18 protein-coding genes are annotated in these 20,592 nt (G+C 54.6%); 6 read left to right on the top strand and 12 right to left on the bottom strand.

What is annotated here, in order from left to right; translation table 11 throughout:
• Nucleotides 1–152 precede the first annotated feature (152 nt).
• The 5 genes from SMC3_RS08330 (at nt 153) to SMC3_RS08350 (ending at nt 7,682) form a co-directional block, all read left to right on the top strand.
• Nucleotides 153–986, top strand: coding sequence for a CBS domain-containing protein (locus tag SMC3_RS08330; protein WP_119090048.1), 834 nt, complete (start codon nt 153–155; stop codon nt 984–986).
• 158 nt (nt 987–1,144) lie between these two features.
• On the top strand, nt 1,145–1,339 hold the full coding sequence (locus tag SMC3_RS08335) for a hypothetical protein (RefSeq protein ID WP_119090049.1): 195 nt from the start codon (nt 1,145–1,147) through the stop codon (nt 1,337–1,339).
• Nucleotides 1,340–1,608: 269 nt separating this feature from the next.
• Nucleotides 1,609–3,618, top strand: a complete 2,010-nt coding sequence (locus tag SMC3_RS08340; RefSeq protein WP_119090050.1) for a hypothetical protein — start codon at nt 1,609–1,611, stop codon at nt 3,616–3,618.
• On the top strand, nt 3,615–4,484 hold the full coding sequence (locus tag SMC3_RS08345) for a J domain-containing protein (RefSeq protein ID WP_119090051.1): 870 nt from the start codon (nt 3,615–3,617) through the stop codon (nt 4,482–4,484). The genes SMC3_RS08340 and SMC3_RS08345 overlap by 4 nt, the downstream gene beginning before the upstream one ends.
• A gap of 300 nt (nt 4,485–4,784) precedes the next feature.
• Nucleotides 4,785–7,682 carry an InlB B-repeat-containing protein gene (locus tag SMC3_RS08350; protein ID WP_119090052.1) on the top strand — a complete coding sequence of 966 codons (2,898 nt, stop codon included), beginning with the start codon at nt 4,785–4,787 and terminating at the stop codon, nt 7,680–7,682.
• 361 nt (nt 7,683–8,043) lie between these two features.
• On the opposite strand, the gene SMC3_RS08355 is transcribed toward SMC3_RS08350, so the two are convergent.
• The 8 genes from SMC3_RS08355 to SMC3_RS08390 all read right to left on the bottom strand — a co-directional run bounded on the left by SMC3_RS08355 (nt 8,044) and on the right by SMC3_RS08390 (nt 15,585).
• Nucleotides 8,044–8,712, bottom strand: coding sequence for a hypothetical protein (locus SMC3_RS08355; protein ID WP_119090053.1), 669 nt, complete (start codon nt 8,710–8,712; stop codon nt 8,044–8,046).
• Between the two features lie 38 nt (nt 8,713–8,750).
• On the bottom strand, nt 8,751–9,629 hold the full coding sequence (locus tag SMC3_RS08360; RefSeq protein WP_119090054.1) for a hypothetical protein: 879 nt from the start codon (nt 9,627–9,629) through the stop codon (nt 8,751–8,753).
• 1 nt (nt 9,630) lies between these two features.
• A complete protein-coding gene (locus tag SMC3_RS08365; RefSeq protein WP_119090055.1) occupies nt 9,631–9,951 on the bottom strand; it encodes a hypothetical protein in 321 nt (106 codons plus the stop codon).
• Nucleotides 9,952–9,978: 27 nt separating this feature from the next.
• Nucleotides 9,979–11,370, bottom strand: coding sequence for an HNH endonuclease (locus SMC3_RS08370; protein ID WP_207799729.1), 1,392 nt, complete (start codon nt 11,368–11,370; stop codon nt 9,979–9,981).
• Between the two features lie 108 nt (nt 11,371–11,478).
• Entirely contained in the window at nt 11,479–12,072 is a 594-nt protein-coding gene (locus SMC3_RS08375; protein WP_119090056.1) for a hypothetical protein, read from the bottom strand.
• Nucleotides 12,062–13,450: a DUF3696 domain-containing protein gene (locus SMC3_RS08380; protein WP_207799730.1), complete on the bottom strand. Its 1,389-nt coding sequence runs from the start codon at nt 13,448–13,450 to the stop codon at nt 12,062–12,064. Before SMC3_RS08380 ends, SMC3_RS08375 begins: the two co-directional genes overlap by 11 nt.
• A gap of 722 nt (nt 13,451–14,172) precedes the next feature.
• On the bottom strand, nt 14,173–14,595 hold the full coding sequence (locus SMC3_RS08385; protein WP_119088071.1) for a DUF1801 domain-containing protein: 423 nt from the start codon (nt 14,593–14,595) through the stop codon (nt 14,173–14,175).
• Between the two features lie 57 nt (nt 14,596–14,652).
• On the bottom strand, nt 14,653–15,585 hold the full coding sequence (locus SMC3_RS08390) for an aldo/keto reductase (protein WP_119088072.1): 933 nt from the start codon (nt 15,583–15,585) through the stop codon (nt 14,653–14,655).
• A gap of 210 nt (nt 15,586–15,795) precedes the next feature.
• On the opposite strand from SMC3_RS08390, the gene SMC3_RS08395 reads away from it, so the two are divergent.
• Nucleotides 15,796–16,476 carry an MBL fold metallo-hydrolase gene (locus tag SMC3_RS08395; RefSeq protein WP_119088073.1) on the top strand — a complete coding sequence of 227 codons (681 nt, stop codon included), beginning with the start codon at nt 15,796–15,798 and terminating at the stop codon, nt 16,474–16,476.
• Between the two features lie 46 nt (nt 16,477–16,522).
• Here SMC3_RS08395 and SMC3_RS08400 read toward each other — a convergent pair whose 3' ends face one another.
• From SMC3_RS08400 to SMC3_RS08415, 4 genes are all read right to left on the bottom strand, one after another.
• Nucleotides 16,523–17,329 carry a hypothetical protein gene (locus SMC3_RS08400; RefSeq protein WP_119088074.1) on the bottom strand — a complete coding sequence of 269 codons (807 nt, stop codon included), beginning with the start codon at nt 17,327–17,329 and terminating at the stop codon, nt 16,523–16,525.
• 280 nt (nt 17,330–17,609) lie between these two features.
• On the bottom strand, nt 17,610–18,371 hold the full coding sequence (locus SMC3_RS08405; protein ID WP_119088075.1) for an ABC transporter permease: 762 nt from the start codon (nt 18,369–18,371) through the stop codon (nt 17,610–17,612).
• 2 nt (nt 18,372–18,373) lie between these two features.
• Nucleotides 18,374–19,351: an ATP-binding cassette domain-containing protein gene (locus tag SMC3_RS08410; protein ID WP_119088076.1), complete on the bottom strand. Its 978-nt coding sequence runs from the start codon at nt 19,349–19,351 to the stop codon at nt 18,374–18,376.
• A gap of 253 nt (nt 19,352–19,604) precedes the next feature.
• Nucleotides 19,605–20,504 (bottom strand): dihydrodipicolinate synthase family protein, encoded by a 900-nt coding sequence (locus tag SMC3_RS08415; protein ID WP_119090058.1) that lies wholly within the window; start codon nt 20,502–20,504, stop codon nt 19,605–19,607.
• Nucleotides 20,505–20,592 lie beyond the last annotated feature (88 nt).

Consider the following 20,592-nt stretch of genomic DNA (forward strand, 5'->3'; position numbering starts at 1 on the left):
CAAGTGAGCCTTACATAAATCACCGCGTCTTGCACAAATAGGATACGCCACGGTTCTGCAGTGTCAACTGCCTCACCTGAGTCGCAGTCTCTATTGTGTGGTGGCTGGTTCGCTGGTACTCTGTGGTCAAGATACGTGCAAAAGGAGGTCCCATGCTAACGTCATCACCAAGACCGAGAAGCCAAGCGCTTGAGGAGGTTCTACAGACGCTGGACACAGGCATTACTGCTCGTTCCATTTCCTCACCGCTATCCGATGCCCTACAGGTCAAGGACAGCGCGTCGAAAGCTCTCAAGTACATGGAGGACCACAAGTACGATCGTGTCGTCGTAGCAGACGGAGAGACCACGATCGGATACATCGATATCAAGAACCTCGAGAAACTCGAACACGACGGAGACACTCTCCTGGAGAAGTGCGTCTCAACGTTTGGGCCGGATCTGCTTATCTCAGAGGAAACTCCGCTTCCCGTGGTGTTACACAGGCTTCAAAGGGAGTCCTCTCTGTTCATCGTGGGCAGGGACGGAATCAACGCCATCGTTACGCCTGCCGACCTGGAGAAGCAGTTCATGCGCGTATACGCCTTCGGCCTCGTCTCACTGATGGAACAGGTGCTGGGTCAGCTAATGGAGGATCTCCCCTGGGACGTCGTGGCGGAGGAAATCCTGGACGAATCCGAACGGAGGACGTACAAGGCCTTCTTCAAGGGGAAAGAGTCTGCGGATGCAGAGCTCGCCCCCATCTGCTATGCGTGCTTGGGCACCAAGATCAAACTCTTCGTCAAACGACCCGAGAACTGGAAGCTGCTTGGAGATTCAAAGAGACACGCACGCTTCCGTCTGATGCAGATCAAGGGACTGCGCAACAAGCTGGACCATGTCAAACCCTTGATTGCCGGACATGATACCCTTGAGAACCTCGATGCTACTCTCGACGACGTTACGAACGTCATTCGCATTCTGGAGTCAGTAACGGAACAGACCTGAGCTACCCCAGACAAACGAGCGACGCGGGCACTACGCAAACGGTGTCCTCCAGTTTCACCCTCCGGAATTGGCTGCTACCCATATGACTTGACGGGCCCCCTTGAGCAGTCTCCTTGTCAGGGCTCCTGGGACTCCAGTACGTTGTGTAGTCTCCTGCTATGGCGTCCTCCCAAGATGGGGATAGGCCAGCAGAGTGGCGCAAGCATGTCAGGGCGCTGGGCATCACCAGCCTCGCGCTCATCTACTGGATGGCAGACAAGGCCAAGGGGCATGAGTTCGACCTCCGCGCAACACAGGCGCTTGACGAAGTCGGGAAGGTACTTCTGGAGATGGAGCACAGCATGTTCGACTGAGGAGGGAAGCCGGAGAAGAACTCGTGTGTAAACTACACTGCAGGGCAAGTGAGATCTCCAAATAGGGGCATGTTTTCGCATCCTGAGTTCCATTCCCGCTGCTCCTTTCTCATCCCAAGGACCGGCAGTATTGTGTCATCCTTCAGGTACTTTTTCTCATGAGTTCACGGAACCACTTCGGATACATAATAGATGAGTCGATGCGATCATGTTGTATCGGCACACTAGTCGCGTATACTTATGTTATACAAGAAATGCAGGAGTGCTTCTTGAGAAGCCGGCTCGGAAGAGGCGTTGTTGTTGCTGTTGTCTTGATGTCTACTCTTCCGTTTCTGGGTGGCTGTAGCGCCAAGCGGTTGGCTGAAGACTCATACCCCTACGAGCCCTACGTTCTCCTTCGGAGCTTCAAGACCCCAACAGGCTCAATCCCGCAACCCCTGAACGGTGGGCGCGTCTGCTACGCCGCGTCGGCGGTGTATCCGGGCCAGCACCTCAGTGTCTGGACGCTCGTGGACGGAGACGTGACACGAGAGAAGGCTGCCGTATGGTCCAACACTGCAATTCGCATACAGAAGACGTCGGGGCTGGCGTACTGTTCGGGAGGATGGAAGAGCGATATCTCGGTGCTAGACCACAATTTGAAGACCATCCAGCAGTTCGATGCTGCCGCACTTAGTGCCATTCACGCCAGCCAGATCGTTGTGGTTCCTTCCACGGGCCGCCGGCATGCTGTTATTGTGGTCTCGGACTCGGCCGAGCGTGTGGTCGGTATCATGAGGGTCTATGGGCAGACAGCTACGTTTCAGCAACTGGCGCCCCTGGCCGGTTCTGATGGGGACGTTGGCATCGACGATTCGGCGTCGCTTGTCGTGGCCATGGGATGCCGGGGAGCAGCGCTCCAGGCATGGGACGGTGCCGGAAAGCAGCTGTGGAAGGTCGAAGACCGTTGGAGCAACTCCGGAAACGGGCTGGTCTCCGTCTCAGGCTTGGGCAATAGAGTCGTCGCCGGCCGTTCCGGAGCTCAGCTTCTGTCCTGCTTCGATGCCAAAGGCGCTGTCTTGTGGGAGTATGCCACCAATCGCCTGAAGTCGCTTTCGATATCGACGGACGGGAACACGGTTGCCTTCTTGGACAACAGGGGGGTGACAGTGCTGGACGGCTCCGGAGTGGAGATCTGGCATCTGCCATCCAAACAGGTGGCTCCGTCTGGGTTTGGCCTGTCCGGAGATGCCACCACAATCGCAGTGAGCCACGATTCGAGCGTCGATGTTTACACAACGCCGAGTGTGGCTCTACAGTCAGTAGTGTCGCTGGCGAGTGTTGCCCTGAAGCATTGTACTGATGCCGGCATACCGTGCCCAGAAGCTCAAGTCTTACTCGATGGACTTCACTCCCCTGAAGCGGCCAAGTCCTACTCTATTTCCCGGAGCGAGGCGGAACAGGCTGTCTCCCTTGCAAAGTCGACACTTGAAGCGGGACAGGCGGCCGTGGCAGCTCTCAAGAAGGCTCGCGAGGCAATTTCAGCTCTGTCCTCAGCAAAGTACGTGCCAGGCAAAGCAGCGTCTACGCTGGACGAGGCTGAACGGGCTTTTGAGGCAACGAACTACGAGCAGTCCAAGAGCTTGGCGCAGGAGTCATCGACGGAGGCAGGCAAGATCGCCGAAGCTGCTGCGCAAGCCGATGGTATGATGATGTACGCTGGCAAGGGGCTTCAGGAAGCTCGGGCGGCCAAGTGGCAACTTGGTTCGCTGACTGTGGACTTCGAGTCAGCTACGAACACCTTCAAATCTGGTGACTACTCATCTGCACTGGATCAACTTGCGGACGTCTCCGCGAGGGTGCAGTCGACCCTCACTGCTGCCCCCCTCGTCCAGGAGAAACGGGCGTTGGCCTTGGCCAGAGTACGGGCAGAGACCAGACCAGGTGTTGACATAGCGCGAGCGCAGGCCTTGGTCGATTCCGCGGATGCCGCAATCGAGACTGGCGACTACGCTACAGCTGTTTCGGATCTTGACAAGGCTATTGCGGTGGCCCCGGACGTTGATCGGGATGGCGTCCCGAACCGGGATGATTTCTCTCCCAACATCAACAACTACGTCATCTTCGGCACGCCGATCGTTGCTGCAGCCGGCCTGCTATGGCTCGTAGCGAGAATGCGCCGACGCCGCCAAGTGGAGAGGGAAAACAAGGCCCTCCTCGACGCAGTCGGCAGGACAGTCGCCGAGTGGGAGACAGATGGCTATGACCTCGGCGACTTCAGGAGGAAGTGGATTTCATGACGGACTACGCAAAACTCAAGTTGGACTTTGAGAAGCTGTCTGGCGCCATCAGCACGCTCAAGAGGCTCCAGAGCCAGCTCGACACCATGGATACCACTCCTTTCCCTGAGGACGCCAGGAATCTGCGCGCGTTATTCCACTCTCCGGACAAGGCTTCGGAGGCACAAGCCCTCATGAGGCGGCTCGAAGAGAAGGTTGCAGCACGTGAGCGTGCCGAGCGCAACCAGCAAGAAGAAAGGAGAAGGTCCGCCGAGCGCGAGAAGCAGGAAGAGGAGGAGAGATCGCGCGCGGAGCGGGAGCGCCAGAGAAAGCTCAAGACCATCCACATAGCTAACGCGATGAGGAAGACAGAAACAGTGCTCAACTACGTGCTCAACTTTGCCTCAGACCCGGAAATGGTCGGAGCCGCCAGGAACGGCTTGCTCGCCCTTCAGCAGATGGCCGGAGCACTCCTGCAGCCGGACGCCGATCTCGATGCCGCAGATGCGCAAGCCGACCAGCTTTTCGATCTCGCTTCCCAGCTTGCTGAAGCGCAGCGGCGAGGCAATGCAGGAGCCCGCGGTTCGGCTGGCGGATCCGATGAAGGGCGGAGATCAGCTGGTTCGTCCGCCAACCATGAGGAACAACGAGGAGAGTCTGGTGACTCCAAGAGCTACTATTTAGTGCTCGGGGTGAAACCCAATGCCGCTGCCGAAGAGATCAAGAAGGCGTACCGAGCTAAGGTCCAGCAGTATCATCCTGACCTCTTTGCACATGAGGACCACGAGTGGGTACGCCAGGAGGCGGCAGAGATGACCGAGAAGATCAACGAGGCATGGGACATCCTTGGTAACCCCGCCAGGCGCAGGGACTACGATCGCTCCTGATGGCTGCAGTATATGTCTTGCTCTCCAGCGAATTCGTATTCCAACCAGTCTCAATCACGGCCTGGAGATGTCGTCGCGTGGCAAGCAAGGGCCCACTGGCAGTGATTTGGATGAGAGGCTTGTCAAGTTGCCCGCCACTACCGAAAGAGATTTCCGGTTGGTTCTGGATGTTTCACAGTCGCGTCTTCCGTCAAACCCGATACCCTCATTATGAGGACAGGTCATGTTTGGCCGCTGCAGTTTAGGCGCCTATGATACTGGCAGTACTATGAGCGACGCCAGAGTCCAAAGGAGGCCCTGATGAGACAGTTCACGCGTCTTGTCTTGACGCTCGTTCTGTGTCTCGCCTTCGGTATTCTAGGAGGGTGGGTTGCCGACCCCATTGCGTTGGCAGCCGATGCGTACACATGGACCGCAATGAGCACGGGCCTCACCAATATGACGGTCTGGGGTCTTGCCATCAACCCCGTTACTCCTTCCACGCTGTATGTCGGTACCTACAATGGTGGCATATTTCGTTCGACGGACAGTGGTGCCCACTGGACACCGGTGAATACGGGCCTCCCTCTTCCGTACTTGCCCATCGGATCCTTTGCCATCAACCCTGACACGCCTTCCACGCTGTATGCTGCTACACTCTCTGGCGGGGAAGGCGCCGTGGGTGGCGTCTTCCGCTCCACGGACAGCGGCGACCACTGGACTGCGACAGCCCTCTCTGGGGCCAGGACGGAGGTTCGCTTTGTTGCGATCGACCCTGACACCCCTGCTGTCCTGTATGCCGGGACCGGGAGAGGCCTGTTCCGGTCGGCTGATGGCGGCACCACTTGGACTGCGGTGAACACTGGACTCACCAAACACACTGCTACCGGCACTTCCATCATCCCTCTCAACGCTCTTGCTATCGACCCTGCTGCACCTGCCACCCTGTATGCTGGCACCGATGAGGGCGTCTTCCGTTCCACGGACAGCGGCAACGACTGGACGGCGGTGAATGTCGGGCTCACCAACCCATGTGTCGTCACCGTTCTTGCCATCGACCCCCTCGCCCCCACAAACTTGTATGCCGGTACCGAGGATATGGTCTTCTGTTCCACTGACAGCGGCAATACTTGGATTGCAGCTACCGCCTGCCCTACTAGTACCATTCATCCTACCAGGACCATTTATCTCAGTTGTCTGCTAGTGGACCCGCACACGCCTAGCACCCTGTACGCCGGTACCCCGCTTGGGGTCTTCCGGTCGATGGACAGTGGCTCGACCTGGGCTACAGTGAACATTGGTCTCACCAGTATCGACGTCTGGGCTCTTGCCATCAACCCTCTCGACCCTACCGTGCTCTATGCTGGTACCTACGGTGGGGGAGTGTTCCGGTATGATGTCGTGCCTTCGTACGCTCTCACGACCACTGCTTCCCCCTCCGATGGCGGTTCCATCCACAGGACTCCCGATGCTGCATCCTACGCTTTCGGCACGGTCGTCACCCTAACCGCTATCCCGGCTGCCGGGCACACCTTCACAGGCTGGTCGGGGAACGCCACAGGTACCACGAACCCGCAGGCGATTCACATGGATGCTGACAATACTATCACTGCGACCTTCTTGCCCGACACCGAGTCTCTCTCAGTTGCCAAGGTGGGCAATGGCACAGTGATGCTTGATCCAGCGGGTGGGACACATGACTATGGTACGGTCGTCACCCTCACAGCCACGCCTTCCTCGGGATATGTCTTCAGCGGTTGGTCCGGCGATCTGACTGGAACGGCAAACCCTGCCGTGCTGAACATGGATTCATCGAAGAGCGTCACTGCGGTGTTCGCCGAACACGTGACTAACTCGCTGGCCGTCAGCGTGAACGGAAAAGGATCAGTGGGCCGAAGTCCTGACCTCCCGTCCTATGAACCCGGCACGGCGGTAACGGTCACAGCCACCGCTTCGCCTGGATATGTCTTCAGCGGTTGGTCCGGCGATCTGACCGGAACGGCGAACCCTGCCGTGCTGAACATGGATTCATCGAAGAGCGTCACTGCCCGGTTCACGCCAAAACTCGAGGAGAGTTCGATTATCCCATCCGCTGGTCCGGGAGGGCACATTTCGCCAGGTACGGTGCAGTACCTGCAAGCCGGTGCCAGCATGACATTCTGGGTAACGCCGGATACAGGATATCATCTTGCAGAGGTCGTGGCGAATGGTGTCGTTCAGGGGCTCTCCAAAGGATATACCTTCACAGATGTCCATGGTGCCAACACAATCCACGCGTCGTTTGCGCCCGACTTCTGCAAGCTGACCATCGCTCCGTTGCAGCATGGCACGATCGCGAGGTCCCCTTCCCTGACTTCGTATTCCTACGGTGCCGTTGTCACCCTCACCGCAGCACCAGCTAGTGGATACCGCCTTGTCGGCTGGATCGGCGCTGTCGCCAGTGGGACGAATCCTCTCAAAGCCACTGTCAAGATGGACACCGATAAGACGATCAGCGCGACCTTTCAGGCCATTTCCGGTCCGCCACCTGCCGTCACTCTCTCATCACCCTCAAACGGCTCATCGATACGCGGTTCGACGGCCACGCTGTCTTGGAAAGCCTCTTCGGGGGCAACGAGTTACAGGCTCGACCTCGCCAAGTCATCCGCTTTCGCAAACGCGACTGCCTGGACCATCTCGGGCACTTCTCGGACGGCAAGTGCGCTAAGCCCCGGCACGACCTACTACTGGCGTGTAACAGCAGTCAACACCAGGGGAACATCTCCATGGAGTCCAGTGTTCCACTTCACGACGAAGAAGCCAGAAGTCACTCTGACACTGACACTGCGACTGGGAAGCTCCCAAATGCTGGTGACTGACGGCAAGGGAGCGAGCGACTCCTGGACGCTGGACGCTGCACCGCTGCTAGGCATTGGCAGCCGAACGCTCGTGCCCATAAGGGCTGTGGCTGAGGCGATAGGCGGAACCGTAGAATGGAACTCCTCCGCCAGGGCAGCCACGGTTGTCGTGGGCGGCAACACGCTGGTACTGACGCTGGGGAGGAACACGGCAAGTCTCAATGGCGAGGCGACGCGGATCGACACCGATAGCAGAGTCGTTCCCACAATCATCAATGCAAGAACGATGCTTCCTCTCCGGTTCGTTGCAGAGTCGCTGGGCGCACAAGTGTCCTATAACTCAAGTACGAAGACCATTGTCATCACGTGTCCAGTCGGCTGACACAGCGGCGGGCCTGAATGGTGCCTGTTTCCCGGGCAGCACCGATGACTACATAGGAGTGACGGGCGGGCGAAATTCCAAGGACTCCCCTTCGAGAGATGCGTGGGTCCCCGTACTCGAGAGAGAGACTACTACCACAATGAGGTGCTAGTTCCAGATACTCGGGTAGTGAACATCGGGAACAGACCCTAGTGATCGTCTAGAGAGCTACCTCTTCCTCCGTTCTGATGCTACAGCGCTTGGAGACTTCTGGCCTCTGTCGTTCGCGGATCGCTCAGCAATCCTGCCAAGTCTCGACAATTCCGTCAGCAGAGGGTTGGAGTTGGGCCCTGCCTGGTCCACGATGTTGCCTTCGACGAGGTCATACACCTCGTTCTCTTTGGTGTGGAACGTCGTCCGGCTGGTTTCTCCTCCGACCTTCCTCCCAGATATGGAACTCCTCTTCCAGAGGGATGCCGGGGAGGTTCTCCCGGATCAGCCGTTGACACGCCATGTACTCCTTGTAGTCCGTCAGCTGGCTCCAAGGGTCCTGGAGAAGATCCCGAGGCATCCAGTCCTTGCGCCTCAGCTCACCCAAGACAATCCGGTCCAAGGGGACGTGCGCGACGTCGTAGACGCGGAAGAGGTCTGGCATCAGTCGATCCCCGAGTGCGATCGCATTCTTGATGCTCACATTGATCCACTTCTGCGCCTGCCCCACTGTGAAGTGGAAGTCGGGGTTCTCTGCTATCTGGACGAGTCGAGATGTTGTGTCCCGATGCCACGCGTCGAACTCATCCTGACTCCACATTAGACGGCAAGTCAGGGCAGCGAGTCTCTCTTTCAGGAAATCCGTCATGAACCTGCGCCAACCGTCAGCATCCGGCGACTTCGCCATCCCCACGAGCGTCCGGTTCATCGTCAAGTAAGCACTCTGGATACAGCGCCCCAGCCCATCACCCGGCCGATCGAGCCGGGCAAGTGCCACGAAGCCGTTCCACTCTTCCCTTGTTACCTTGCGCGTGCGGAGCGTCTCATCGTCCTGTGACATCTATGCCCCCAACTCCTTGTCTCCCTTCTGCGTGGCGATCAGCCGTCTCCAATTCGGCCAATGTCGAAGACTCGAACAGCGACCTCCAGCCTCGTGCCAGGCAAATCGTACAGACATCTCATCGAGCAATACGTACAGTACTCATCTCTGGGATTCCACTGCACGTTGTCCCCATGATGACCCAGCAGGTTGGTCTCCCCAAACAGGGTAGCCGTGTCATCCTGGAGCAGTGCCTTCAACAAGGTGCCGTCGGGAAACCCCAGACTTATGCCAAGTCGTTTACTGAGACAGTCGATGTCCGATCCGTCGTGGAAGTGGAGAGCGGAGGCGATGCCGTCGATGAGCGGCTTCACGATGTTGGAGCACGTGATTTTGGAGGAGGACGGTGCCCTTATGGAAATGAGGATGCCCCAGGGCTTATTCACGTAGGGACCGCCCGTCACGACAATACCCGCTGTTTTGGCCGCATACCACACGGTTGCAGGACTCTCGGGAACACGAGCAGGTAGTTCAAACGACACGGAAGCTAATACGTGCCCGCCCTGCCCCTCCGGAGACATGGGTTCGTCGTCGACCAGCCTGTACTCGTATTGGCACAGTGCCTGGGAGGACAGTGGTGTCGGGCAGTCTGAAGGGACTTCGTCGAAACGTTCGAAGATGAGCCCATCCCTCGCGGCTCTTGACAGCTTGGCGTTGAATACGTTGTAGATCAGCAGGTTCTCGACGTCCGCGCCTTCGCTGATCGCGGATCGGTACGTCGCAGAGAGGACCTTCCCTTGCCGTGAAGGGAGTCTCGCGATGGCTTTTCGCAGGTCATTTCTGAAGTCAAGACGCCAACCTTCTGGCTCGAAAGGTATGCACGCGGTGCTCCATGCGGTCACCGGAGAAACATCAGGATCTATATAGTAAGGAGTCACGTCAGGGCACCGGTTCCTTCATGTACCCCGGGAAGTTCCAGTCATCATCGGGGTGCATCCGGTCGCATGGGATTCCTGCTGCACGCATAAGGAGGAGCGCCTTGTGGAGGTCGGGATCTGTGACGATCTCCGCTCCAAGCTTGCCATAAGTCAAACGGTACCGCCGCTGCAGAAGCCACACCCAGGCACACATGGCACCGCTGCAGCCCTTGAACGTCTTGAGCAGGCGACGTTCCCCATCACTGAGTGTCCGGTTCCACCCTGCAACCTTGATCCAATCACAGTTGAGACAGCCGTACTCCCGATCGGCCAAACCCCGCATCGGTTTTCCTTGCTCGTACAAGGTTCCCTACCTCAAGGGCAAGCCGTCACGCCGTCTAGCGAACAGGTTCTCGCGGTGATAGGCCAGATATTCCTTCTGCTTCGCGTTGAATCTGCCAACGTTCCGGTCGGTCCTGAGTCCCCACGTGCGCATAATCTCGCGCACAGCATCGTTCGCACAGAGGATCTCTCCTGCATCACTGAACGAGATCCAGCCACCATCGAACAACTTGTCGACATGTGGTGCAAACAGGAACCCGTTATTGGCATCAAGCCGTTCTGCATTTGATGAATCTGCCCAGGGTTTGATGTGGCTCGCTATCAGGAAGGTCCCGTCGCTCGTACCAGTAAGCCGACACTTGGTCTCGATCGCCCCCACGTTGAGACGGAATCTGCCTTGACCTTTGCGTGCCATGATCAACTGCTGCTTCTCCGTTTCCTCCATGTTCTGTGCCCACAGGTTCGCTTCCTCTTCATCTGCCTTGGCCTCTGACTGCAGGGAGAACACGGCGCCAGCTGCAGTTGGTCTTTCCTGTTGGACCAAGCGCAGCACCAATTCCCCCAATTCCGTCGAGATCGAAGCGAGATAGCAGCCTTGGTTGCCTCTCCCGTCTTGCTGCAGCGGTGAATGTCGGCGAGGTAGAAGCGGCGCGATTTCGTCCATGTGCGCAACTGGAGCGATAGGCGTCTCAAGGGGGGTCCACTCGATCGGGACAAGCCATCCGTTCCGAGCCCACGCATCACCCGCCCTGCCGTATTCAGATGGTTTCTCCTGCTCTCGATGGTCGCCGATTGCCACGCCGACCGCCTTGATGACTCCTTGCGCATACGAGAAGACTACGTCACCGGCACGAACTCGAGTGAGGTTGTCGTATGTCTCATTCGTCGCACCATTGGCGTTCTTCTTTGGCGACCAGATGTAGCCTCCATTGAGTTCAGCAACGAACGTCTGCCTATGGTTCACCCACCAGTAGGATGGAGTGTCTGGATACGTCTCAAGCAACTCTACTGTTTCTGGCGTCAGGAGCCGCATGGTCTCGAGTTGTCTGCCATCGACATGCCCATCTACGACATGCAGTCGTGGTGCTGCTTCACTGACGAAGCGCAGTCGGTCTGCAATGCTCGTGAGATCCACTTCATGGAGGAGTCTCTCGGTTCCAGGTTGTGCGATGATGTGCCAGGGGGCTTGCCAAAGGTCCTCGTTGTTCAAGACCTTCTTCGCTTCCTCATAGTTGGTGACCATTCCAACGACGATACGACCAAGAAGGCTCAGGTGACCCGGTGGGCGCACCGTTACGATCCAGACCGTGTCCCCCGGTTCCACCCTTTGAAGCTGACCGCCCGCGGAATGTCTCAGCGGTTCCCATTCCTGAGCGTCGACAGTCTTGGGTCTCCAATACGTCATGTAGTTCTTCGCCATGTCATCCTCCACGGATGCGACTAGTCACACACAACCTACGACACTCACACTGCTGCATCCAAAAATCTGGAGCCGCTCGATATGTCGAAGTAGAAACTCAGAGTCACATCACCACGTGTGACGAGTTTGTGCTCCTATCGTCCAAGACTCACGCACTGGCGTACTTGATTTCAGCCACATGACGACGTCATGGCCATGAATCTCAGGGTCCGCCCACACTATCGACGGAATCCGCCGGTGAGACGCGATGACGCGCGGGAGCGGATCCCTGTGGCAGTACTCAATCCAATCGTTCAGTACTGGACCGTCCCGAGCGATGATCATAAGGTCAGAACTCAGGGCGCTTTCCACCATGTGGGCATCTTTGACCATCGCAGCTGTCATCTCGACTGCCTCGGTCGGGTGAAACCGATGTTCCGCAGGGACAGTCAGGTCGGGTATGCGGCCCGATTTCTCCATGGTCAGAATCCATTTGCGACCGTACTCGCGGTCGTGTGTCCTTGGATTCTTGTCATTGAAGAGCTGGTCGTTGATCTCTCCGAAGAGTTCATCCGACATGGCGAGGAGGAAGCCGCTATTGAGAATGCACTCCATCAGCGCAATGCACTCGGCCCTGCACCTCTTGTCCCTTGCGGGTGCACACCCCGGCAGTTCTGCCGACCAGCATGCGATGCTGGTATCAACAACGAGGCTAGGCCTCATGATCCCCGCGGCCTCGCAGCTTCATCTGAGCCATCATGTATTCCTTCTCGGCAAGCAAGGAGACCTCGTCAAAGTCCTCGGGCCAGTCACCAAAACGACCGCGATCGTCAAGTTCAGTTGTCGTAACGGAAGTGGCACCGTCCTTGTCGCGGCTGAACCAGTTGAGGCTGACATCGGAGGCCTTGATCTTGCCCTCGGCTACGAGGGTCTGGATGCCTAGAATGAACAGCGGGCTGTGAGTCTCGATGACAGCCCGAGCTCTTGTGTACTTCGTGGCGTCGGCTACTATCGACGCCAAGTCATACTGAGCGCGGGGATGAAGGTGGATCTCCGGCTGCTCGATGTGGACCAGACCTCCCTCATGAGCGGCAAGGAGTCCAACCAAAACCGGAAGCGTCTGTGACAAGCCCAATCCGACGTCCGCAATGCTAACCATGTCGCTGGCATCCGGATGCCCACTCATGACTCTCTGCACCTGGATTTCGGCGGCGGTGTCGCTAACACGCTTCACGTTGATGCCAGACGTGAAGCCCAATCGAAGCAGGTACCCATTCAATCGTGCAATCTTCTTGACATCATCACTGATCTTGGAGTTGCTCCAGTTGTAGAGCAGGCCCGCCACATACGTGAGAAATGAGCCGGGGTAGCTCCCCCTTCTTGACTCCTGTGACCAACCCCCTGAATAGGCGAGCTCATACTCCCGGGCTGGATTACCGCGAAGACCCGGCAGATGAATGGTGTCACGGAGCAGGTCTGCGAGCGGGCTCATTGGGTGCAAGACGCACGGTCGCCAGGATTCCGTGCGGTCCGCCGCCCTCTTCGGTTTCTGCTCTTCGAGAATCATGAAGCCTTTCTCGGACGTCACTTTCATTGGCCCCTGTACTCTCGAGAAGGCGTGGCGCTCAAAGTGCGGAAGGTCCGATACGCCTACCAAGCTGTCTCGTTTGAATATGCAGTCTTCCCACTTACCGCGGAATTCCTCGTGGAACTCGCACTCCGAAAGGACTATCTCGGCATCCGTTCCGGATTTCTGCCCGAGTTTGTACGACTGTTGGTACCAGAAGTCGTCGACCATCATCATGCCTACCGAGTAGACAGGTGGTTTGGAGCCTTCGCCATGTCGCCAGAACAACTCCCGGTAGTTTCTGAATGTGACCTGCGGGCCTGAAAGCAGCAGTGGACCGTAGTTGGCCTGTTCTTCCTGTGTCTGTTTGATGAGAAGAAGCGCCTGCATGAAGCTTGACTTCCCGGAGCTGTTCGGCCCCGCCAATACTGTGATGGGTCTGAGTGCGATATGTTGACGATCCCGAATTGACTTGAAGCCCTCCACTGAGATTGCCTCGAGCCACTTCGCGTACGACAGTGACTTCCTATCCATCCACATGGACTGCCTCCTCTACTCAACACGAGACGCTATTGGCTCCGCTCAACTGTACTGTACACCAAAACAACTGGAAGGAGAAGCCAAAAGGCTCATGACACGAACGGTCGCTGCTGCAGATGACCCCGGACTGGCGTTGGACGCCACAGTCAGAGGGATACAGGAGCTATCAACGCATGCACGAATTGCATCTGCGCGAAGGGCCAGCCGCTGGTTCGCCGAGATGAACACGTTGTGGCACGCGTATCAGCTGGGGCAAAAACGACTTTCCAGCCTTGTCGGGCCATGAGGATCCCATCCTCTCTTGCTTCCTGAACGTGTCCCCTCCCCTTGTCGCAAGGATCACCAGTTGGCTACGGCGCGCCTCTCACGCCGCACCAAGCCGCACGACACTCAGAAGACCCTCTTGCGACGAGGCAAGCTGCCACTCACGCTTCGGCGAAAAGAATCGTTGACCCGCTGGGAGTCATCCAGAACGGTCCCCAAGACTAGCTTGCAGAGCAACGCCGTCGATGGTTCGCAGGACTGCCTGTTCGCCCCTATCTCCACCACACGACCCCTTACACCCGTCTTTCTCGTTCTGGGACTGACTTCAGATCGAGCCACCTTACACACGTCTTCCGAAAATCGCCAGTGCACAACTATGTTAGTAGCTCCGCGTTGGATACGACATTGGGATGTTCGTCCAGCCATGCGCACGTGTCGCGATGTTAGGGTATCTACTTCTCTGGTTTCTTCTTCGGGTTGCCTCGTGTCGCGTGAGGCCGGTCTGTGGATTGCACCCTGGAATGATTGTAACCTACGGCATCATGGATAAGAACTTTTAGCGATCTCTCATTGATTTTGTCGTCCTTATAAATATCAATGGCTCTCCATTGTTTGCCTGTGAGTCCGTTATTGAAGAGCTTGTCAGGATCTGCAAGGCTCGCTCCCTGAGAGAAGGTGAGCTTCACTTTGTCCTTGAAGGCATTGGCATTACAGACTATCCCATCGTGGGACCATACTGGAGTTCCCATCCATTTCCACTCCTCCACTACATCGGGATCAGCTTCATGGATAATCCTCCTGATACTGGCAAACGTGGGGCCGCGCCAATCAGTGAGATTGGCAATGAGATCGTCAATAAGTTCACTTGCGTTCATTGCTTCATTGCCTCCTCAATCACACAATATCACCTGTCGTATCAACATCGGAATGTTTTATGGCACGACATTGCCTGCCGCGCGGTAGATTTCGTACCACTCTTGCCTTGTTAATTCAATTGTGGATGCTTTGCAGATGTCTTTCAGTCGAGCCGCGTTTGTTGTTCCGACGATCGGCTGAATTTTGGCAGGATGCCGCAAAATCCAGGCAATAGCGATCGCAGTATTCGGTACCCCTTTGGTTTTGGCGAGCTCATCGATCTTGAGATTGAGTTCCGGAAACTTCTCGTTATTGAGAAACACCCCTGCAAACAAACCATACTGGAATGGCGACCACGCCTGAATAGTAATATCTTTCAGACGGCAATAATCGAGAATGCCGCCATCTCTGTCAACAGCGCTGGCATTTTCCATATTCACGTTGATGCCGTTACTGATCATGGTCGCGTTGGTAATGCTGAGCTGCAGCTGATTAATGACGAGTTTCTGATTCAGGTACCTGTTGAGCAATTCAATCTGCATAGGTTTTTCATTGCTTACACCAAAGAATCGGACTTTCCCACTGCTGTGTAGAATGTTAAAAGCTTCAGCCACTTCTTGTGGATCTGCTAGTGCGTCGGGGCGGTGGAGCAGCAATACATCAACATAATCGGTATTCAACCGTTTTAGGCTGCCATCGACCGATTCCAGAATATGCTCTTTAGAAAAATCATAGTAAATGTTGCTTCCATCGTGCTGGCATATGCCACATTTTGTCTGGAGCAGTATTTTTTCACGGACAGCCGGACTCATGTGAATTGCCCGTGCGAACAACTCCTCAGACTTACCGCCGGCGTAGATATCTGCATGGTCGAAGAAATTGATGCCTTCGTCCAAAGCAGTCTGAACAAAAACTTCCGCTTCCTTGCCAGATAGACCGGGTAGTCTCATGCATCCAAGTGAAATCTCGGATGCCTGAATCTCCCCGTTTGCAATGCGAATTGTTTTCATGAGAAGCGCTCCTTTGAGATTCATGACGTATAAGGAAGTCTATACCTTGAGTCCATCTTGTGTCAAGGGGACCGTATAGATTCTGTTGCCATAGCGAGCGATGGTGGAACTCGTTTGACCTATGGCAAAGCAGGTCTAAAATTGGCCTTGCGTTGATGCGGTGGCGCAGGATCTGTCTGTCGAGCTTATTTCGGTTTTCGGGGGGAATATATGGAGATCATCAAGGGACTGCACACTATAGACGACACGGGCTTCGTCAATATCTATCTCCTCATTGAGGAGAATGGGCTGACGATCGTTGACACGGGAATACCTGGAAATGCCAAAAAGATTGCGGAGTACGCCCGTAGTGTTGGTTACAAGAGCACTGACATCAAGACAATCGTTCTGACACATGCCGACCTGGACCACAGCGGAAGCGCCAGGCAGTTGAAGGAGCTTACTGGTGCAGAAATTGCGATCGGAGTCCTTGATGCTCCGCGGGTTGAGGGAAAAATGGAACTAAAGGCTGCAAAGGGGCTTTCTGCCGCGCTGTTGGGGGCTGTGTCGAAGTTTGGGAGGTTCGAAACGTTCAAACCTGACATTCTTCTCAAGGAGGGCGACCGAGTGAAAAGTCTTAGCGTTCTTGACACGCCGGGTCACACCGATGGGAGTATATGTCTCTACCGGGAACGTGCCTTCATGTTCGTCGGGGACACCTTGAGGGGAGATGACAATGGCGGCGTACAACCTCCCTCGGACAACATGACCTACGACATCGAGAAGGCATGGGAGTCTATCAAGAAGCTCTCCCACTTCGAGTGCGATATCATGCTGCCTGGACATGGAAAGCCTGTCATGCCAGATGCATCGAAGAAGGTAAGGGAGCTCCTGCAGAAACACTATTCCTAGATCAAATTGAAAAAGGAAAAGCCAAAAGGCGAAGAAAGGACAAGACTCAGGTGCCAAGTCTCACGGTGGAAGACACACCCCAATTCTTGGTGCAAACCTTGTTTCCTGTACGGTGCATGTCCAAGCGAACTCTCCCGACGTCTCGAACCCAGCGCCCGGTTGGTACCACTTCCGCATATGAGATTCTCAGGTACTGCCCAAGACACCATAGGGCATTGTGGTCCTTCACGTCGCTGCTTACTTCATTAGTTGTTTCGAGGTGGGTAAGGAAGTCTGTAATGAAGTCCTCAAGTATTTGTCCCGTTTCTCCTTCGTAGGCCTCCGTCTGCAATGTCTGCAGATACTCACGAGGAGAATGGCCTACCTCCAGTTGTCTTCTACCTCCCAATGTCTTTCCCTGGCCTTGCTCGGGCATAATGCGTGAATCCTCGACTAATCCCACAGACCAACCTGGAACAGCACAAATCCGCCTGCTATTGACTACCTCCAATTTGGTCTGTCCCCGATGGTTGCTTGAGTATTCCTGAGGAAAGTATACGAGATCATCTCCATCTAGTGCTTGTTCTAACGTATCCCACAGCCAGACTTGTTTCTCGGCATTGACACGAACAGGCACCAAAGGATCAGAAGGAGAACGTCTGGTCTGATAAATCAGTCCTTCTGCCGCGTGTCTGACAATGGCTGATCTCATCAGGCCAATAAGTCGTGAAGCGGGCATTGCGATCGGCGTCAACTGAAGCTGAGTAAAGCCTTGTCGCATCTTCCTGTCAACCAATTCCTTGTTGCGTGCAAATACCTCTTGCAGCTGTTCGTGAGTTGGTACGGGATACTCCTTGCCGTCGATTCCGATCACCCCTGGACTTCCTGATCGTGGGAGAAGGATCAGAATTCCTGTTCGGTTCAATGCCGCAGTGGCGCGAGCATACTCCTTCTCAAAAGGGAATGAGTCTTCGGGGGGGCGAGTACCCCCTGGTTGTGCTATTCCATTGGTTGCCTGTCTAGCCATACAACCCATAGCTCCTGGATTCTACCGGACCAGATCATCAACTTGAACTTCCAACGCTCCAGCATTCTTTCGCATTGCCTCAAGTGTCGGATTGGCAATTTCGCCGCTTCCCCTGTAGGAGCGTGGCCTATTCTTCCAGTTTCCTGAGCGAATTCAAAGACCACCAGAACACGACAGACATCAGCAAGAAAACTATGACGAATCCCTTGATGATATCTACACTGTGAAAACTGCCGGCGAATAAGGCTCGAGATGCATTCACTGCGTAAGAAAATGGGTTCGCTTTAGCCAGATCTTGAAGCCACAAGGGGGCAAGCGCCAATGGAAGCATAATGCCCGACAATAAAGAAAGAGGAAGAGTAATCGTATTCAGCGTTGGAGCGAGAGGGTCTTCGATCCTGTAAATAAGCGCGAAAGAATACGACATTGAAGCCATCGTAATCGATACCATCGCATATAACACAAGGGAAAGTAAGAATCCACCTACGTTTACGCTAAGTCCAAGCGGAATTGCGACCAAAGTAATCAAAACGCATTGGGTAAGGAGCACAACCGCGTCTCTCAAAACCCTGCCCAAAAGAATTGCCGAACGGTTTACTGGCGTTACTAGAAATCTTTCTATAACTCCTGATCTAATATCATCGATAAGATTGAATCCCACGAATGCCGAGCCAAAAAGCGCCATCATTACCAAAAGTCCTGGGATAAAAATCTGCACTGTTTTTCCAGCGGGTAGACCAGGCACCCCTCCCAGACCATTTAAGAGAGGCATAAATAGAAACAGGTACAACAGGGGCTGGAATAAGCTCACAAATACAAAAATGGGACTGCGCAGAGTCTGGCGCATATTCCTGATAAACATTAATTGTATTCCCCTCAATAGTTTCATGATTACTTATTGTCCTCTCTTAATGAACGTCCTGTATACTTTAGGAAAACGTCATCAAGACTTGGTCTTGATAACGTAATGTTTTGCGCTTTCAAATTGTTTGCATCAAGTAATCTTAGCACTTCTGGCATTGCCCTATCTCCGTCTTTGATATGCAAACGAACAAAAGTTTTCTCCAAGGTTATTTTTTCTGGATGAAATTTTTCTAATAATTGTTCAGATTTGCGAGCGATATTTTCATCCGAAAAGCCAAAAACTATAATGTCGGCTCCAATACTGTTCTTTAATTCCATCGGCGTACCTTTCACTATAATTGTTCCATCGTCGATAATCGCTATTGTATCGCAAAGATTGTCAGCTTCCTCCATATAATGCGTAGTCAAGAATATACTGACGCCATCTGCTTTCAGCTTCTTTATTTCTTCCCACATATAGACTCTGCTTTGTGGATCGAGTCCGGTAGTCGGTTCATCAAGAAGAAGTAATTGAGGCCGATGAGTCATACCAAGAGCGACATCCAACCTGCGCTTTTGACCTCCAGAATACGTAGACGCCGGCCTGTCTGCAAAAGAGTCCATTTGAAAACGTTTTACCAATTCTTCCGCCTGCTTTTTTGCAGTTTTATCATCTATACCGTAAAGCTGTGCCTGCAAAATCAAATTCTCGTATCCTGTTGCGCCAGAATCTGTGCCACCTGCCTGACTGACATATCCAATATTTTTCCTTATTTGACTCTGCTCTTTTTGTAGATCAAAACCCGCAACCTTAGCTTCCCCACCGGTCGGAGGCAATAATGTGGAAAGCATTTTCTGTGTCGTTGATTTACCTGCGCCATTGGGACCTAGAAAACCAAAAATTTCACCCTTCTTTACGGCTAAGTCCACACCCTTTACGGCTTCCACTTCTTTCTTCTTGCCTTTGATTTTAGAAACAAATGTTTTCTTAAGTCCCTTTGTTTCGATTACAAGTTCCTCGGTCATAGACACTCCTCGGTCACATACGCTTTTTGATCATATGGATTATATCGTATTCCCTATCATCAATATGGTCAATCAAACGAAAAAACCGCCTCAATTAGAAGGTGGCAGTTCAAGTCTCATCCCTCTGTATCCCAAAATTGGATATAATTTACGAACAAAAATAGATAAAAACGATGCACCCGGGACAAAGAGATTCGAATCACGTGAGCCGCGCCAGACCATGCCCTGCCCATAATTGTGTTTCAGTTTTTCATCAAACCGTCGGCTTCGGGAAAAATCCCGTCTGTGTCAGGATCTTCCGGAGTGCTTCCCGGTCCGTCTCACCCAGCGGCACCAGAGGTGAGCGGGGAGGGCCGCCGTAAAGGCCGATCATCTCCATGGCGGCCTTCAGACCGGCGATACCCCACCTTTCCGTGACCGCATTGTTGCTGTCCATGAGAACCATCTGCAGATTCCGGGCTTCCTCCATCTTGCCGGCTTCGAAAAGCTTCTGCAGACGGGCGCATTCGTTTGGGAAGACGTTGGCCAAGGCGAGGGTGCCTCCGGTGGCGCCGAGGACGAGGCTCACGTAAAGGAAACTCGCGGAACCCGCAAAAACGGAAAAACCCTTCGGTGCATTCCGGATCATGTCTGCGATCTGGACGATATTGCCGCTGCTATCCTTGATTCCGATGATGTTTTGGTGCTTTGCAAGTTCGACGGCAAGTTTGGCAGAGATGTTGATTCCGGTATTGCGCGGCATGTTGTAGAGAATGAGCGGCAGTGGAGAGACGTTGGCTACATCTGTGTAGAAACGCGCCAGAACCGGGTCAGTCATGCTCCCTTTGTAGTAGTTCGGGGTCACGACCAAGACCGCTTCCGCTCCCGCTTCGGCGGCCTTTTCATTGAGATGGATTGTCTCCATCGTCGATTCGGCGCCGGTTCCCGCGATAACGGGTTTTTTACCTTTGGCTCGGGTGCAGACAAATCGCATCAGTTCCACTTTTTCCTCCGAGGACAGCAGGACGAACTCCCCGTTGGAGCCCATGACTACGATGCCCTCCAAGTCAGATTTGAGCCAGAAATCCAGATTTTTTTCTAACTTATCGTAGGCGATTTTCCCACCTGCAAACGGCGTTGCGATGGGTGCATAAATTCCGTGAAGTTTAAACATCGGAGAATCCTCCTTTTCCTACCAGCATATCGGTAGGGAACAAATGGCTGAATGACGTTGACACTGCCCTGAAGACCGCAAAGATTGA

Origin of the sequence: Candidatus Cryosericum hinesii (assembly GCF_003570985.1) — a bacterium.
GTDB lineage: Bacteria > Caldisericota > Caldisericia > Cryosericales > Cryosericaceae > Cryosericum > Cryosericum hinesii.